At 72.7% G+C, this 15,033-nt stretch carries 13 protein-coding genes; 5 read left to right on the top strand and 8 right to left on the bottom strand.

Annotated features, from left to right (window positions below):
- Nucleotides 1-28: 28 nt before the first annotated feature.
- From ACTT8P_RS28660 to ACTT8P_RS28650, 3 genes are all read right to left on the bottom strand, one after another.
- Nucleotides 29-1,198 carry an MAB_1171c family putative transporter gene (locus ACTT8P_RS28660; protein ID WP_442834665.1) on the bottom strand — a complete coding sequence of 390 codons (1,170 nt, stop codon included), beginning with the start codon at nt 1,196-1,198 and terminating at the stop codon, nt 29-31.
- A gap of 265 nt (nt 1,199-1,463) precedes the next feature.
- Entirely contained in the window at nt 1,464-2,000 is a 537-nt protein-coding gene (locus ACTT8P_RS28655; RefSeq protein ID WP_442834664.1) for a toxin, read from the bottom strand.
- Between the two features lie 101 nt (nt 2,001-2,101).
- Nucleotides 2,102-3,316 (bottom strand): MAB_1171c family putative transporter, encoded by a 1,215-nt coding sequence (locus ACTT8P_RS28650; RefSeq protein ID WP_442834663.1) that lies wholly within the window; start codon nt 3,314-3,316, stop codon nt 2,102-2,104.
- Between the two features lie 214 nt (nt 3,317-3,530).
- On the opposite strand from ACTT8P_RS28650, the gene ACTT8P_RS28645 reads away from it, so the two are divergent.
- From ACTT8P_RS28645 to arfA, 4 genes are read left to right on the top strand one after another with little or no spacing between them, the layout of a single operon-like run.
- Nucleotides 3,531-4,889: an extracellular solute-binding protein gene (locus tag ACTT8P_RS28645; RefSeq protein ID WP_442834662.1), complete on the top strand. Its 1,359-nt coding sequence runs from the start codon at nt 3,531-3,533 to the stop codon at nt 4,887-4,889.
- Nucleotides 4,886-5,827, top strand: a complete 942-nt coding sequence (locus ACTT8P_RS28640) for a carbohydrate ABC transporter permease (protein ID WP_442834661.1) — start codon at nt 4,886-4,888, stop codon at nt 5,825-5,827. Before ACTT8P_RS28645 ends, ACTT8P_RS28640 begins: the two co-directional genes overlap by 4 nt.
- Nucleotides 5,824-6,678: a carbohydrate ABC transporter permease gene (locus ACTT8P_RS28635; RefSeq protein WP_442834660.1), complete on the top strand. Its 855-nt coding sequence runs from the start codon at nt 5,824-5,826 to the stop codon at nt 6,676-6,678. Before ACTT8P_RS28640 ends, ACTT8P_RS28635 begins: the two co-directional genes overlap by 4 nt.
- A gap of 35 nt (nt 6,679-6,713) precedes the next feature.
- Nucleotides 6,714-8,219, top strand: coding sequence for an arabinosylfuranosidase ArfA (gene arfA / locus ACTT8P_RS28630; RefSeq protein ID WP_442834659.1), 1,506 nt, complete (start codon nt 6,714-6,716; stop codon nt 8,217-8,219).
- Between the two features lie 2 nt (nt 8,220-8,221).
- Here the strand turns inward: arfA and ACTT8P_RS28625 are convergent, their stop codons facing one another.
- A complete protein-coding gene (locus ACTT8P_RS28625; protein WP_442834658.1) occupies nt 8,222-10,915 on the bottom strand; it encodes a beta-galactosidase in 2,694 nt (897 codons plus the stop codon).
- Nucleotides 10,916-11,151: 236 nt separating this feature from the next.
- Here ACTT8P_RS28625 and ACTT8P_RS28620 point away from each other — a divergent pair, with 236 nt between their 5' ends.
- Complete coding sequence (locus tag ACTT8P_RS28620; protein ID WP_442834657.1) at nt 11,152-12,084, top strand: sulfite exporter TauE/SafE family protein; 933 nt, start codon at nt 11,152-11,154, stop codon at nt 12,082-12,084.
- Nucleotides 12,085-12,119: 35 nt separating this feature from the next.
- Here ACTT8P_RS28620 and ACTT8P_RS28615 read toward each other — a convergent pair whose 3' ends face one another.
- The 4 genes from ACTT8P_RS28615 to ACTT8P_RS28600 all read right to left on the bottom strand — a co-directional run bounded on the left by ACTT8P_RS28615 (nt 12,120) and on the right by ACTT8P_RS28600 (nt 14,979).
- Nucleotides 12,120-12,248 carry a DUF397 domain-containing protein gene (locus ACTT8P_RS28615; protein ID WP_442834656.1) on the bottom strand — a complete coding sequence of 43 codons (129 nt, stop codon included), beginning with the start codon at nt 12,246-12,248 and terminating at the stop codon, nt 12,120-12,122.
- 16 nt (nt 12,249-12,264) lie between these two features.
- Nucleotides 12,265-12,954 carry a siderophore-interacting protein gene (locus tag ACTT8P_RS28610; RefSeq protein ID WP_442834655.1) on the bottom strand — a complete coding sequence of 230 codons (690 nt, stop codon included), beginning with the start codon at nt 12,952-12,954 and terminating at the stop codon, nt 12,265-12,267.
- A 255-nt stretch (nt 12,955-13,209) separates the two neighbouring features.
- A complete protein-coding gene (map, locus tag ACTT8P_RS28605; RefSeq protein ID WP_442834654.1) occupies nt 13,210-13,992 on the bottom strand; it encodes a type I methionyl aminopeptidase in 783 nt (260 codons plus the stop codon).
- 90 nt (nt 13,993-14,082) lie between these two features.
- A complete protein-coding gene (locus ACTT8P_RS28600) occupies nt 14,083-14,979 on the bottom strand; it encodes an SDR family oxidoreductase (RefSeq protein ID WP_442834653.1) in 897 nt (298 codons plus the stop codon).
- Nucleotides 14,980-15,033: the final 54 nt, after the last annotated feature.

Genomic DNA, 15,033 nt, shown 5'->3' with positions numbered 1-15,033 from the left:
GGTCTCCGTCCGCCCGGTGTCGCCGCGGTCACGCGCTGCCCGTCACGGCGGCGGACCGGGCCCGGGCGGCGACCGCGCGGGGCAGCGGCCCGGACAGTACGTCGGCGACCCGGACCAGGGCCTGCGGCCCGGGGACCCGGAGGGCGCCGGGCGGCCGGGCGGCGGCCGGCCGGGCCGCGTCCCGTTCCACCGCGCCGGTGATGATCACCGCCCAGGCCAGCGCCTCGGCCCGGTCCGGGTCGCGGGTCTCGCTCAGCACCGCGCGCCGGGTGCGGTCGTACAGGGCGTCGTCGAGGTGCGCGTCGAGGTGGCTGAGCGCGTTGTGGATGCTGGTCTGGCGCCACATCAGCCGGGTCGCGGGGGACGCGAAGCGCGGCCGCGGCAGCCGCAGCGCGCGCCGGTCGATGACCTCCTCCAGGGTCCGTTCCAGCGGTGCGAGGCGCAGGTAGGCCCGGCGGGCCCGGCGCCACTCGGCCGCCCGCGGCACGGCCAGCGGGATCAGCACCCCGGTGACGGTGAGCAGCGCGCCCAGCCCGGCGGCGGCCGGGGAGACGCCGGTGACCAGCACCGACCAGTCCCGGCCGGTCCAGCGGGCGGTGACCGCGACCAGCTTGGCGACGCTGTACCCGGCGGCGCACAGACTGCCGGCGCCCAGCACGGCCAGTCCGGTGCGCAGCGGTCCGGCGCCGACCTGCCGGGCCCAGCGCAGCGCGGAGCGCGCGGTGACCCCGACGGCGGCGAGGTGCCCGGCCAGGTAGAGCAGGATCATCTCCCGCAGGTACGGCGTGCCGGCGTAGTAGGTGTCCAGGTCGGTACGGCGTTCCACCGGCGCCTCGCCCAGCGCGAAGGTCACCGCGATGCCGACGACGACACCGGTGTACGCCAGGATCCAGCGCCGGGCCACCCGGTGCACCGCCGGGCCGCCGCGCCAGTACACGATCAGCACCTGGGAGGCGGCGCTGTACGCGGTGATGGACGCGTAGGTCAGCGGCGCGGCCAGGTTGGGCACGCCGCCGAGCCGGTTGACGGCGCCGACCGTCGGCGGGGCGCCCAGGAAGAAGCACAGCCCGGCCAGCCCCAGCACCGCGCAGATCGCCCGCAGGTAGGGGTCGTGCCGGTGCCGGACCAGGTCCGGCGCCTTGACCGCGAGACCGATCCACAGGACGGCACAGCTCAGGTAGTTGACCGCCGTACTCATCCGCGCCGCTCCCGGTCTCGATCGCCGCGCCGTTCCGGGTCTCGGTCGCAGTGCCGTTCCGGGTCTCGGTCGCAGTGCCGTTCCGGGTCTCGGTCGCAGTGCCGTTCCGGGTCTCGATCGCCGCGCCGTTCCGGGTCTCGGCCGCCGCGCCGCTCCCGGTCTCGGCCGCCGCGCCCATCCGCGACTCCGGGCCGCCGGGCCCGTCCGCCGGGCCCATCCGCAGTGCTCGGCCGCCGGGCCCAGCCGCGGGGATCGACCGCCGTACTCATCCGCCCGGCCCCCGGTAATTGAGCGCGGCCCCGATCCGGCCGGCCAGCCCTGCGGCGTCCGAGCCCGAGCCCGAGCCCGGGTCCGGGCCCGGGTACCCGGTCTCCTCGGGTGTCTCCAGCCAGGTCCGCAGCCGGCGGCCCATCAGCATGCCGAAGCGGTCGGCGTCCTGTTCCTCGGCGAGGCCGAAGTCGGTGCGGGCGGCGGCGGGCCGGGGCGCGTCGCCGGGGGCGGGCGGGGCGTCCGCGTCCCGGCGGCTCATGTGCCAGACCTCGTGGCACAGGATGACGATCTGGTGCCACACGGCGGCCCGCCGGTCGACCACCACCACGTCGGTGTCCGCCCCCTCCAGCCACAGCCCGCTGGCGGTGTGCGGCGGGAACGTCTCGCGGCGCACGACGAGTTCCCGGCCGCGCCACGCGGCGACCGACTCCACCAGCGCCTCGAACAGCACCTCGGGATCGGCGGGCAGCGGCACCCGGATCGGGTCGATCAGCGCGTCGGCGAGGCGACGCATCTGCCTGCTCTTGCGCAACCGTTCTCCCCTCGCGCCCCGACCGCCCGGACGTCGCACGGTCACCCCCGCAATATGCCAAGCCGGCCGGCCCTTCGGCCAGTTCTCCGCGATCTCCACACTCACTCCGCCGCCCGCACCGGATCGCGGGGCAACAGCGCGCGGGCGCGCACCGCCCGCAGGTCGTCGGGGCGGCCGAGGGCCCGGGACACGGCGCCGATCTCCCGCAGCAGTTCGGCGGTGCCGCCGTCCCCGGTGCCGCCGTCGCCGTCCCGGGCGGGCCGCCCGGCCCGCACCGTGTCCAGGACGGCCACCGCGGCGGCCAGCGCCCGGGCCCGGCCCGGCGGATGGCCGAGGGCGACGGCGGCGTCGTAGGCCCGGCGGCGCAGGTCCTCGTCGAGGGAGCGGGCCAGCGGCAGCAGCGCGTCCCGGATGAACGTCTCGCGGCGGGTCAGGCGCAGTTCGGGGCTGGCCCGCCAGACGAAACCGGCGCGGTCGCCGACCGCCGAGCGCATCAGGACGTACAGCGGACGCAGTTGGCGGTGGGCGAGCCGGATCCGCCACCGCTCGTGCAGGTACTGCCCGGCGTGCGGCAGGATGAAGCCGACCGCGATCAGCACGGCGGAGCCGCAGGCCGCCGCCGGGGCCGCGTCGGTGTTGAGCCGGTCCAGGTCGTGGCCCATCCAGCGGGCCACGACGGCGGTCAGCTTGGCGGCGTCGAAGAGCAGGTTCATCGCGTAGCCGGCGCCGAGGAACTTCAGCCCCCAGCGCAGCCAGGCGTCGAGGCCGTCGGTGCGGATCCAGTTCCGGATCAGCCGGGAGGTGATGAGCGCGGCCGTGGTGTGCGCGAGCAGGTAGAGCAGGATCATCTCGCGCATGAACGGCGTACCGGCGTAGTAGGTGTCCAGGTCCCGCAGCCGTTCCACGGGCGCGTCGGCGAGCGCGAACAGCACCCACAGGGCGACGATCACACCCGAGTAGACGGAGACCACCCAGCGGGTGGCCCGGCGGGTGTCGGCCGAGCGGTCGGACAGCCCGCCCCGCCAGGCGATGATCAGCAGCAGACAGGACCCGCAGAACGCGGTGAGCAGCGAGTACACCCAGGGCGCGGAGATGTTGGGCACGCCGGTGAGCCGGTTGACCCGGGCGATGGTGGACGGCGCGACGAACACGAACACCGCGCAGGCCAGCAGCAGCAGACCGCCGACGGCGCGCAGCGTCGGGTCGGCCCGGAAGCGGATGATCGTGGGCAGTTTGATCGCCAGGGCGGCGGCCAGGACGGTGGCCGGGATCCACCAGAAGTCCGTGTAGAACTCGCTGAGGACCGCGAGATCCACCTTCGCACCCCCTTCGGTGCCCCGCCGCGCGGCGGGGTTCCAGAGCGTACGCGCCTGTGGATGTGCGCGTCATCGTGTCCAACCCATTGACGCGCAAGGCGTTCGACTTTACGGTCCGTTCGAAGTTACGGGCGGCATTCGACATACCGAACGACGGGCACCGTGCGACCGGTGACCGGTGCGCCCGGTCACCAACGGACAGATGGGGCAGGGCATGGGACGACCTGGCCTGAATCGCAGGCAACTGCTCGCCGGACTCGGCGGGCTGACGGTCGCCGGAAGCCTCGGCTTCGCGGCGCTCGGAACCGGGGCCGACGCGCTCGCCTCCGGTGCGGACACCCGCGTGCGCTACTGGAACCTCTTCAGCGGCGGCGACGGCTACAACATGATCGCGATGCTGGACTCCTTCCGTAAGGAGAACCCGGGCATCGAGGTGAAGGACTCCACCCTCCAGTGGGGCAGCCCCTTCTACACCAAGCTCGCCATGGCCGCCGCGGGCAACCGCGCGCCCGACCTCGGCGTGATGCACCTGGGCCGGGTCACCGGCTTCTCGCCGGGCCGCCTCCTTGACCCGTGGGACATGGACCTGCTGGCCAAGTACGGCGTGCGGGAGCAGGACTTCAACCCGGAGCTGTGGAAGCGCGCCGTCATCGACGGCAAGCTCTACGCCCTGCCGCTCGACATCCACGTCCAGCTCTGCTTCTACCGCAAGGACGTGCTGAGGAAGGCGGGCCTGCTCGGCGCCGACGGCCGCATGGTGCCGGTCACCTCCGTCGACGACTGGTTCGGCGTACTGAAGGAGGCCAGGGCGGCCACCAAGAAGGGTTTGCAGACCATCGGCCTGTGGCACAGCGACCAGAACTTCCAGTGGTGGTTCTTCGTCGCCTTCTACACGCAGCTCGGCGGCACCTGGTTCAGCGCCGACAACACCGAGGTCACCTTCGACACCGACAAGGCCACCCAGGTACTGGAGTTCCTGCGCCGGCACCTCACCGAGGGGTACGCCAACGCGGGCTACGGCGGCACCGCGGGCGCCGAGCAGTTCGTCAACGGCGCCCCGTTCTGCTGGGAGGGCAACTGGTCGGTGCCGGTCTTCGACACCGCGAAGGTCGAGTACGGGGCGGTGCCGCTGCCGCCGGTCTTCGGCAAGCAGGCCACCCACGCCGAGTCGCACTCCTTCGTGCTGCCGCACCAGTCCGGCCGCGGCGGCGCCACCAACGAGGGCGCCCACCGCCTCGCCGCCTACGTCGTGAAACACGCCAGGCAGTGGGCGGCCGGCGGCCACATCCCCGCCTACACCCCGACCCTGACCACGGCCGCGTACCGGAAACTCCAGCCGCAGAACGAGTACGTCACGGCGATGGACCACCAGGCCACCGAGCCCAAGGTGTGGTTCGCCGGGTCCACCGGCATCCTCGCCCAGCGGGTCGGCCCGATCGTCGTCTCCTCCACCACCGGCTCCGCCAAACCGGACGCCGTCGCCCGCAGGATGAAGAGCACCCTGGCCACGCTGCTCGCCATGAAGAACCCGATGGACGGCAAGACCGCCGCCGAGGGAGGTGCGGTCGCATGACGACGACCAGCGCTGAGACCGTCATCCGCCCGGCCCGCGCGAAGACCGCCGCGGCCGGCGCCACCGTCCGCCGCAAGCAGGGCTTCCAGCACGGCGGCTGGTTCGTCGCCCCGTTCCTGCTGCTGTTCGCCCTCTTCGTCGTCTGGCCGCTGCTGCGCGGCCTGTGGCTCAGCTTCACCGACGCCAACATCTCCGGCGACGCCGCGCACTTCGTCGGCCTCGACAACTACCGCGAGGCCCTGGACGACCCGCTGATGTGGGACGCGCTCGGCCACAGCGCCTTCTTCACCCTCCTGGTGGTGCCCTGCATCACCGTCCTGGCCTTCCTCCTGGCGATGCTCGCCCACCACATCGAGCGCGGCAAATGGCTGTGGCGGCTCTGCTTCTTCCTGCCGTTCCTGCTGCCGTCCACCGTCGCCGGCAACCTGTGGCAGTGGCTGTTCAACCCCGGCAACGGCATGATCAACCACGTCTTCGGCCTGGAGACACCGTGGCTGACCGACAAGTCGTACGCCATGTTCGCCGTCGTCATCTGCACCCTGTGGTGGACGGTCGGCTTCAGCTTCCTGCTCTACCTGGCCGCCCTCCAGGGCATCCCCGCCCACCTCTACGAGGCGGCCCGGCTCGACGGCGCGAACGCCTGGCACCGCATGGTGCACATCACCCTGCCGATGCTGCGCAACATCACCGGCCTGGTCATCGCGCTCCAGATCCTCGCCTCGCTCCAGGTCTTCGACCAGGCGGTGGTGATGATGGACTTCGGCACCGGCCCGGAGGACTCCACCCGCACCTTCGTGCAGTACACCCTGGAACAGGGCTTCACCAGCTACCGCGTGGGCTACGCCTCCGCGATCTCCATCATCTTCTTCGTGCTCATCGCGGCCGTCGCGCTCGGGCGGATGTGGCTGCTGCGCAACCGTGAGGAGGGCGGCCGATGACGACCACCGCCGTACACACCCGCAAGCGGTCCTGGACCCCCAGCCAGATCGTCCTCACCCTGCTCGGGACGGCCGTCTCCGCGGTCATGCTCGCGCCGCTCCTGTGGGCGCTGTTCACCTCGCTCAAGTCGGAGACCGAGTCCGTGGAGGTGCCCACCCACTGGCTGCCGAGGGACTGGACCGGCCAGGCGTGGTCGGCCATCTTCGAGAACGGCAACATCACCAACTGGTTCGTGAACTCCCTGGTGGTGTCGGTCTGCGTGACCGCGGTCGTGGTGCTGGTCGCCGCGCTGGCCGGCTACGGCTTCGCCCGCACCGAGTTCCGCGGCAAGAACCTGCTGATGGGCGTGGTGATGGCCGGCCTGATGATCTCCCCGGCCGTGCTCGGCGTCCCGCTGTTCACCACGGTCCAGCAGATGGGGATGGTCGACACCTACTGGGGCATGATCCTGCCGCAGTGCGCGCCCGCCGCGATGGTCTACATCCTCTACAAGTTCTTCCAGGGCGTCCCGCGCGAACTGGAGGAGGCCGCGTTCATCGACGGCGCGGGCCGCTGGCGGGTCTTCTTCACCATCATCCTGCCGCTGTCCCGCCCCTCCCTCGCGGCGGTCGGCATCTTCACCTTCATCAGCTCCTGGAACAACTTCCTGTGGCCGTACATGGTGACCAACAACCCCGACCTGATGACGATGCCCAACGGCATCGCGACCGTCATGAACTCCTACGGCATCCAGTGGGCCCAGCTGATGGCCGGCGGCCTGATGGCGGGCCTCCCGCTGATCATCGTCTTCGTCTTCTTCCAGCGCCAGATAGTGGCGGGCGTCGCCCACACGGGTCTCGCCGGCCAGTAGGCCGAGTTCTCCCTTCCCTTCTCTGAAAGGAAAAGATGCGTACCGCCCGCTTCACCCTCGACCCCGCCTTCACCGTCGCCGAGGTCAACCCCCGTCTCTTCGGCAGCTTCGTAGAGCACCTCGGCCGCTGCGTCTACACCGGCATCCACGAACCCGGCCACCCCACCGCCGACGAGGCGGGCCTGCGCCAGGACGTGCTGGACCTGGTCAGGGAACTCGGCGTCACCGCCATCCGCTACCCCGGCGGCAACTTCGTCTCCGGTTACAAGTGGGAGGACTCGGTCGGCCCCGTCGAGGACCGCCCGCGCCGCCTCGACCTCGCCTGGCGCTCCACGGAGACCAACCGCTTCGGCCTCTCCGAGTACATCGCGTTCCTGAAGAAGATCGGCCCGCAGGCCGAACCCATGATGGCCGTCAATCTCGGCACCCGCGGCGTCGCCGAGGCCCTGGAACTCCAGGAGTACGCCAACCACCCGGCCGGCACCGCGCTGTCCGACCGCCGTGTCGAACACGGCGACAAGGACCCCTTCGGCATCAAACTGTGGTGCCTGGGCAACGAGATGGACGGCCCCTGGCAGACCGGCCACAAGACCGCCGAGGAGTACGGCCGCGTCGCCGCCGAGACCGCCCGCGCGATGCGCCAGATCGACCCGGACCTGGAACTGGTCGCCTGCGGCAGCTCCGGCCAGTCGATGGACACCTTCGCCGAGTGGGAGGCGACCGTCCTCAAGGAGACCTACGACCTGGTCGACCACATCTCCCTGCACGCCTACTACGAGCCGCACGACGGCGACGTCGACTCCTTCCTGGCCTCCGCCGTGGACATGGAGTCGTTCATCGAGAACGTCGTCGCCACCTGCGACCATGTCGGCGCCCGCCTGAAGTCCAAGAAGAAGATCAACCTCTCCTTCGACGAGTGGAACGTCTGGTACATGGAGCGGTCGCAGGCCGAGGTCGCCGCCCTGGACTGGCCCGAGGCCCCCCGCCTCCTGGAGGACAACTACAGCGTCACCGACGCCGTCGTCTTCGGCTCGCTGCTCATCGCGCTGCTGCGGCACGCCGACCGCGTCACCGTCGCCTGCCTCGCCCAGCTGGTCAACGTCATCGCCCCGATCATGACCGAACCGGGCGGCCCGGCCTGGCGCCAGACCACCTTCTTCCCCTTCGCCCAGGCGTCGAAGTACGGCCGCGGCGAGGTCCTCGACGTCCGGGTGGACTCACCGACGTACGAGACGAAGAAGTACGGCGAGACCGACCTGCTGCACGCCACCGCGGTGCGCGCCGCGGACGGCACGGTCACCGTCTTCGCCGTCAACCGGTCCCGCACCGACGCGCTGCCCCTCGACGTCGCGCTGAACGGCCTGGACCTGAGCGAGGTCGTCGAGCACAGCGCGCTGGCGGACGCCGACCCCGAGGCCCGCAACACGCTCGCCGAACCGGACCGGGTCGCCCCGCACCCGGTGACCGGCACGGCGCTCCGGGACGGCCGGCTGACCGCCGCCCTGGAGCCGCTGTCCTGGAACGTGATCCGGCTGCGCTGAGGTCACCGGCGGCCGGGGGCGGACACCGCCTGCACCGGCACCCCTCCGGCCGCCGCCCCCAGCACCGTCAGCCGTACCGTCTCAGGCCCGGCCTCCGCCGTGCCCTGCGACAGCACCGCCAGTGCGAGGGTGTTGTCGCCCCGGGGGCGCAGGATGCCGTTCGGCAGCACGAAGGTGTGCTGGGCGCCGTCCTCGCCGGGGGCGTACTGGCCGACGTTCCAGCCGTTGAGGAAGATCTGCGCGCGCCCGGCGCCGCCCTCCAGCACCAGCCCGAACGAGGCGTCCACACCCGCCGGTACGTCGGGCCGGAAACCGGTCCGGTACCAGGTCTCGCCCTGCCGCCGCCCGACGCGCGTCGACTCCGCCGCCGCCCAGCCCCGGTCGTCGAGGCCCGGCAGATGCCAGCCCTCCCGTTCCCCGTACAGCCCGCCGTTGTTGAACGGCCCGCGCACCGGGTCGGGCGCCGCCGCGCCCCGTATCCGCCACGCCGCCCGCGGCGCGGCCCCGGCGAAGCCGGCCGCCGTCAGCCCGCGCGCCGTCCCGCGGTCGTCGTGCGGCCCCGGCCGGACCAGCACGGCCAGCACAGCGCTTTGCGCCCGGTCCGTGAACCGGTCCCGCAGCTTCCCGGGCAGTTCGAGGACCGTCTTCTCCTCGCCCGCCGTCCCGCGCCCGCCGCCCAGCGGCTCCCCGTCCAGCCAGGCCAGCACCAGACCGTCCGGCCCGGTGCGGTGGGACAGGGTCACCGAGGTGAGACCGGCGGCGTCGGTCAGCCGCGCCCGGTACCAGAGGTCGCCGTAGGAACAGCCGTAGTCGTCGGCGAAGAGCACCGGCCGCCCGGCGGGCACGGGCGTCGCGGCGTACGACTCGGTGCGGTCGGCGCGGGTCCAGTCGGTGTCGTCGAAGTCCGGGGCGGACTCCGGGTTACCGGTCCGCCGCCGCCAGCCGTCCAGCGCGGGCGGCACGACCTGGGGCGCGGCCGGCAGCAGGCCCTCGATCGTCAGGCTGCCCGCCCGGCTGACGTTCACCGGCCGCGCGGTGCCGTTCCAGGTGAGGGACGTCAGCCCCGCCGGCCCCCACACCTCGAGCCCGGTCGCGCCCCGGACGTCCCCGGTGAGGTGCGCGGTGGCGCCCTTGGTCACCACGCCGCGCAGCAGCGCCGGGCCGTACACCAGGAAGGTGCCGGAGCCGGTCTCGTACGGCCACATCCGCAGCGAGGTGGCGTCGTCGGCGAAGAGCAGGATCAGCGTCCGGTCCGAGCCGCCGCCCGCCACCGACACCCGGGCCAGCCCGCCGATGCCCAGCGGCACGCTCACGTTGAGCCGGCCGTGGTCGTACGCCCAGGCCGCCTCCGCGTCCAGCCGCATCGTCTCCGGCTCGCTCGGGCACTCCAGCACCACCTGCGCGCTCTCGCCGTGCGGCCCGGCGAACACCGCGATGTCCTGACCGCCCACGTCGCTCAGGAACATCATCGGCTGCACGGTGGAGTACGCCAGCCGCCGCTCCCCGCCCATCGGCAGCCCGGTGGCGAGCAGCTTGGCGTCCCGCGCGGCCACCTTGACCGGCGCGGCGACGGCGGTGCCCGGCAGGGTGGTGGTGACCTCGGCGTCGGAGTCGTTGCGCAGCACGTACACCTGGCTGCCGGTGTCCGGGTTGGCCAGGTGCCGCACGCTCACCCGGCGGTCGCCCGCCCGCACCCGCCCCGCCTCCCGCAGCCGGGCGAGGTCCGGCACGTACCGCGTCAACTGGCCGAGCTGATGGACCGGCGCCAGCCGGGACGTCGCCTTGCGGCCGCCGTCGATGGCGGCCCCCTCGTCGTACCGGGTGGGCAGCGGCGGCGCGCCCAGCCAGCCCGGGGTGATTCCGCCGAAGGCCAGCGACCCGGCCGGTACGGCGGTCCCGGCGCCGAGCCCCGCCAGCCGCAGCCGCCGTTCCTCCTCGGGCCCGGCGGTCCGCCGCACCGTCGTGTCCCCGGACACCAGGGGTACGTCGATCCCGTCGGCCCGCACCTTCGCGCGCACGTGCCGGGCCAGCGTCCGGGCGTCGGCCGCGTGCTCTGCCGCGTCCCGGGCCGCCTCCAGCCGGTAGAGCAGCACCGTTCCCTTGCCCCGGGTGTACAGGTGCCGCCGGGCCGTCGCGTTCACCCGGGTCAGCCAGGCGTCGGCGTGCCGCAGATACCCGGCGTCGGTGGTGCGCGGCCGGGCGCCGGTGCCCGCCAGCCACCCCGGCAGCCCGCCGCCGTCCAGGTCGGCGCCGAGGTAGGGACCGGGGCGCAGTACGACGTACAGACCGGTGCCGGCCGCCGTGCGCAGGAACAGGTCCAGGTCCCGGACGCCGGTGAAGTCGTAGCGGTCCGGGGCGGGGGAGTGGACGTTCCAGGCCACCGGGACCTCGACCGCGTTGTAGCCGTGCGCCCGCATCTTCTCCAGCACGTCCCGCCACAGGGACGGGCTGGGCAGCCGGAACGGATGGAACTCGCCGGGCCACAGCACCAGCCGCCGACCGTCGACCAGCAGCGAGTACCGGTCCCGGCCGACCTGGTGGCGGACCCCGTCGGCCCGGGGCCGGGGCGGCGGCGGACCGGTCGGCACCGTCCGGCCGGCCGGGTCGGGCGCCGCGCCGCTGCTCCCGCCGCCGAGCACGAGACCGAGAACGGTGGTGCCGGCGAGGGCGCTGAAGGTACGTCTGGTCAGCTCCAAAGGGGAGCGCCTCCCATCGAGCGCCGCCGTCGGCGCGGGTTCATGCGCTGTTCATGTGCGGCCCCATTCTGTACAGGAGACCCCCCGATGGTCATATGACCAGTTGGGAAGGGGTGTCCCAGGCGTGTCTTTGGCCTCTCAGGTCCCGCTCAGGTTGGTGTCCTACCATCACCGGCGGTGCTTTCCTACCACTCCGATGGGAAAGCAAGGGAAATCGAGAGGACGGCGGGACCGCCATGCGCACGCTGATATTGCTCGCCCTCGCGGGCCTGGGCGCCCAACTGGTCGACGGCAGCCTCGGCATGGCCTACGGCGTCACGTCCACCACCCTGCTGCTGGCGATGGGCACCAACCCGGCCGCCGCCTCGGCCACCGTGCACCTCGCCGAGATCGGCACCACCCTGATGTCCGGCGCCTCGCACTGGCGCTTCGGCAACGTCGACTGGAAGGTCGTCGCCAGGATCGGCATCCCCGGCGCGGTCGGCTCCTTCCTCGGCGCCACCGTCCTGTCCAAGCTGTCCACCGAGGTCGCCGAGCCGGTGATGTCCCTGATCCTGCTCGGCCTCGGCCTGTACGTGATGTCCCGCTTCACCCTGCGCGGCCTGCCCAAGGACCGCCTCGGCAAGCCGCTGCGCCGCCGCTTTCTGACCCCGCTCGGCCTGGTCGCCGGCTTCCTCGACGCCACCGGCGGGGGCGGCTGGGGCCCGGTCGGCACACCCGCCCTGCTGGCCAGCGGCCGGATGGAGCCCCGCAAGGTGATCGGCTCCATCGACACCAGCGAGTTCCTGGTCGCCATCGCCGCGAGCCTCGGTTTCCTGTTCTCCCTCGGCTCCCAGGGCATCGAGTGGACCTGGGTGCTGGCCTTCCTCCTCGGCGGCCTGATCGCCGCGCCGATCGCCGCGTTCCTGGTGCGCATCTTCCCGCCCCGGGTGCTCGGCTCGGCGGTCGGCGGCGTCATCATCGTCACCAACGTCCGCACACTGGTCAACAGCGACTGGGCCGGGGTGTCCGGCACCCCCGCGGTGCTCCTCTACGTCGCTCTGTTCGCCCTGTGGGCGGCGGCGCTGGCGTACTCGATCCGGGCGCACCTGCGGGAGAAGGCGGCGGAGGCGGCGGTGGTGCCCAGTGCCGAACCGGCCGCGGAGGCACCGCAGCCGGTCGGCAACTGAGGGTCGCGCGGTGCTGGGGGCGCTGCGGGACGGTGTCACCCACGCAGCGGGGTGACGACGTCTTCCCGGGCGGTGGGGGAGAGGGAGAGGCGGGGGCCGTCCTCGTCCTTGGAGTCGCGGACGTGGATGGTGTAGGCGAGCCACTCGCTCTCGGGCGTCTCCAACAGGTGGATGGGCCCCCTATTCCAGCCCGCGCTTGCCCGGTGCCCAGAACGGCTTGGTGAGCACCGCCCGCCGGTCCCATCCGGCCTCTCGGACGAGTACCTGCCGCACGTGCTGCACGGTCCGTGCCTCCCCGGCGACGTACGCGATCCCGCCCGGCTCAGGGGCGAGGCGCCGCACCGCGTCCGGGAGTGAAGTGTCCTTCCTGATGGTCCAATCGAGGCGGTCCGAGTACGGCAGGGGGAGCCGGTCGGCGGCCGTCTCCGTTTCGATGCAGCCGGAGATGCGCGCCCCGTCGGGCAGTGCGCCCAGCATCGCGCCGAAGGCGACCGACGCGGTCTCCTCCCCGACGAACACGTGGTGCGCGGCGTCGGGCCGCAGCGTGAACGTCCCTTCCGGCTTGCGTATGCGGACCCGGTCGCCGACTGCGGCGCCGCTCCCCCACCGCGCTCCGGGACCGCCCCCGGGGTGATCCAGCACGCACAACTCGACGGCACCCTCCGGGTCGTAGCGCCAGATCGAGTACGTGCGCAGGGTCAGCCCGTCGCCGACCGCGACCTTCACCTGCTGTCCGGGGCGGACGGTCAGCCCGGACAGGGCCTCGCCCTCGATGCGCAGGCGACGGAGTCGGGCGGCGACAGGTTCGGTCTCGGTGACCGTGCCCTGAAGCGTCAGCAGGTCCAGGAGGGGGGAGAGCAGGGCAGCCATGGGGCTCCTCGGAAACTCGTCGATGCGGTGGGACGCTGACGGCCAACGCCCCACCGGACGCGATACTATCGCGATGTCCGCAGAACGCGATAGTGCTCGTGTCCGAGTGCCCTCCGGCGAGTTTCGCGGGCCGCCGTGGACGACGCCATCAGCCCGTCGAGCGGTGTCCGGAACGGGCCGTCACCCAGCGAACCGGTCCTCTCCCCGGCCTGGCCGAGGGCGACGGCCCCGCACCGCGTGGTGCCCGCCAGTTCCTCAGCGCATGGTCACGCTCGGCAAGGTGAGGATCTTCGCCCCGTCCTCCGTGATGGCGATCGTGTGCTCGGTGTGGGCCGTGCGGCAGCCCGTCGCGCTGCGGAGTGTCCAGCCGTCGGCGTCGGTGACCAGCTGGGCGGTGTCGGCCATGACCCATGGCTCCAAGGCCAGTAGCAGCCCGGGGCGCAGGGGGTAGCCGCGGCCGGGCCGCCCGGTGTTCGGCACGTGCGGGTCCTGGTGCATCGTCGACCCGATGCCGTGCCCGCCGAACTCGGTGTTGACCTGGTATCCCGACTCCCTCAGCACCGTACCGATGGCGTGCGAGAGGTCGCCGATCCGGGCCCCCGGCCGGGCCGCGGCGATCCCGGCCGCCAGGGCGCGTTCGGTCGCCTCGATCAGCGCGACGCTCTGCGTCGGCCGGGCCTCTCCCACCAGGAAACTGATGGCGGCGTCCGCGGCGACCCCGCCCCGCAGTACGGCGAGGTCGAGGGTGAGCAGGTCACCGTCGGCCAGGGCGTAGTCGTGCGGCAGGCCGTGCAGCACGGCGTCGTTGACGGCCGTGCAGATGTAGTGGCCGAACGGGCCGCGCCCGAAGGACGGCGCGTAGTCGACGTAGCAGGACGTGGCCCCCGCCTCGACGATCATCTCCTTGGCCCACCGGTCGATGTCCAGCAGGTTCGTGCCGACCGTGCTGCGCCGCCGCAGCGTGTGCAGGATGTCGGCGACCAGCGCCCCCGTGTCCTCGGCGCGGGTCAGCAGGGCGGGGTTCAGGATCTCGATCACGTGGCGTCCTTCTCGGTGTCAACAGAGGCCAATTTCAATACCGGCCATACTATACCGGTATTGAAATTGGCCTCTGTCGTCACGGGGCCGTCACTTGGCGCCGTAGGCCCCCGCGTCGATGTCCGCCAGCAGGGTCGGCCCGGTGGGCGTCCAGCCCAGCAGTTCCCGCGTCGCGGTGCTGCTCGCGGCGAGGTCCATGGCGAAGAAGGCGCCGATCCAGCCGAAGTGGGCTTGCGCCTCGGCCGGGTCGACGGAGACGACCGGCAGACCGTGGGCACGGCCGATGGCCTCCGCGATGGCGCGGCTGCTGACGCCCTCCTCCGCGACGGCGTGCAGCCGGGAGCCCGCCGGGGCCTTCGCCAGGCCGAGGCCGACCATCCGGGCGGCGTCGGTCCGGTGCACCGCGGCCCACCGGGTGGTCCCGTCGCCAGGGTAGGCGGAGACGCCCTTCTCCTTGGCCGCGGCGGTGATGAGCGAGATGAACCCGTGGTCGCCGGTGCCGTGCACGGTCGGCGAGAACCGCAGGCTCACGCTGTGCACACCGCGCTCGACGAATTCCAGGGCGAGGTTCTCGGTGCCGCCGCGCGGCGCGTCGGGGCCGTGGAACGGGCTCGGGTCGTCCTCGGTGGCGGGCCGGCCCTGCGTGAGCCCCGCGACACCGGAGGCGAGCATGAAGGTCCGGCCACTGCCGGCGAGCGCGTCGCCGATGGTCTGCACGGCGCTCCGCTCGGCCGCGTTGGTGGCCGCCTGGTCGGCCCAGTCGTGCTTGTTGGCCAGGTGGATGACGGCCTCGGCGGCCTCGGCGCCGCGCCGGATGCCGTCCAGGTCGTCCAGGTCGCCGCGGCGGACCAGGGCGCCCTTCGCCTCCAGGGCTGCGGCGGAGGCGTCCGACCTGGCCAGGCCGGTGACCTCGTGACCCGTGGCGAGCAGTTCGTCGACGACGGCGGAGCCGATCCAGCCGGAGGCTCCGGTGACGAAAACGCGCATGTCGTGCTCCTCGTACTCAGGCGTGTGGTGTTGTCTGTGACTGACGTCAGTCAC

Source organism: Streptomyces sp. JW3, from assembly GCF_052216785.1.
Taxonomy (GTDB): domain Bacteria; phylum Actinomycetota; class Actinomycetes; order Streptomycetales; family Streptomycetaceae; genus Streptomyces.
This window is presented reverse-complemented; position numbering and strand designations above follow the sequence as displayed.

Bases quoted from the DNA above. Each gene is read 5' to 3' on its own strand.
- ACTT8P_RS28660 (WP_442834665.1), bottom strand. From the start codon at position 1,198: ATGAGTACGGCGGTCAACTACCTGAGCTGTGCCGTCCTGTGGATCGGT.
- ACTT8P_RS28645 (WP_442834662.1), top strand. From the start codon at position 3,531: ATGGGACGACCTGGCCTGAATCGCAGGCAACTGCTCGCCGGACTCGGC.
- ACTT8P_RS28640 (WP_442834661.1), top strand. From the start codon at position 4,886: ATGACGACGACCAGCGCTGAGACCGTCATCCGCCCGGCCCGCGCGAAG.
- ACTT8P_RS28635 (WP_442834660.1), top strand. From the start codon at position 5,824: ATGACGACCACCGCCGTACACACCCGCAAGCGGTCCTGGACCCCCAGC.
- arfA (WP_442834659.1), top strand. From the start codon at position 6,714: ATGCGTACCGCCCGCTTCACCCTCGACCCCGCCTTCACCGTCGCCGAG.
- ACTT8P_RS28620 (WP_442834657.1), top strand. From the start codon at position 11,152: ATGCGCACGCTGATATTGCTCGCCCTCGCGGGCCTGGGCGCCCAACTG.
- ACTT8P_RS28610 (WP_442834655.1), bottom strand. From the start codon at position 12,954: ATGGCTGCCCTGCTCTCCCCCCTCCTGGACCTGCTGACGCTTCAGGGC.
- ACTT8P_RS28600 (WP_442834653.1), bottom strand. From the start codon at position 14,979: ATGCGCGTTTTCGTCACCGGAGCCTCCGGCTGGATCGGCTCCGCCGTC.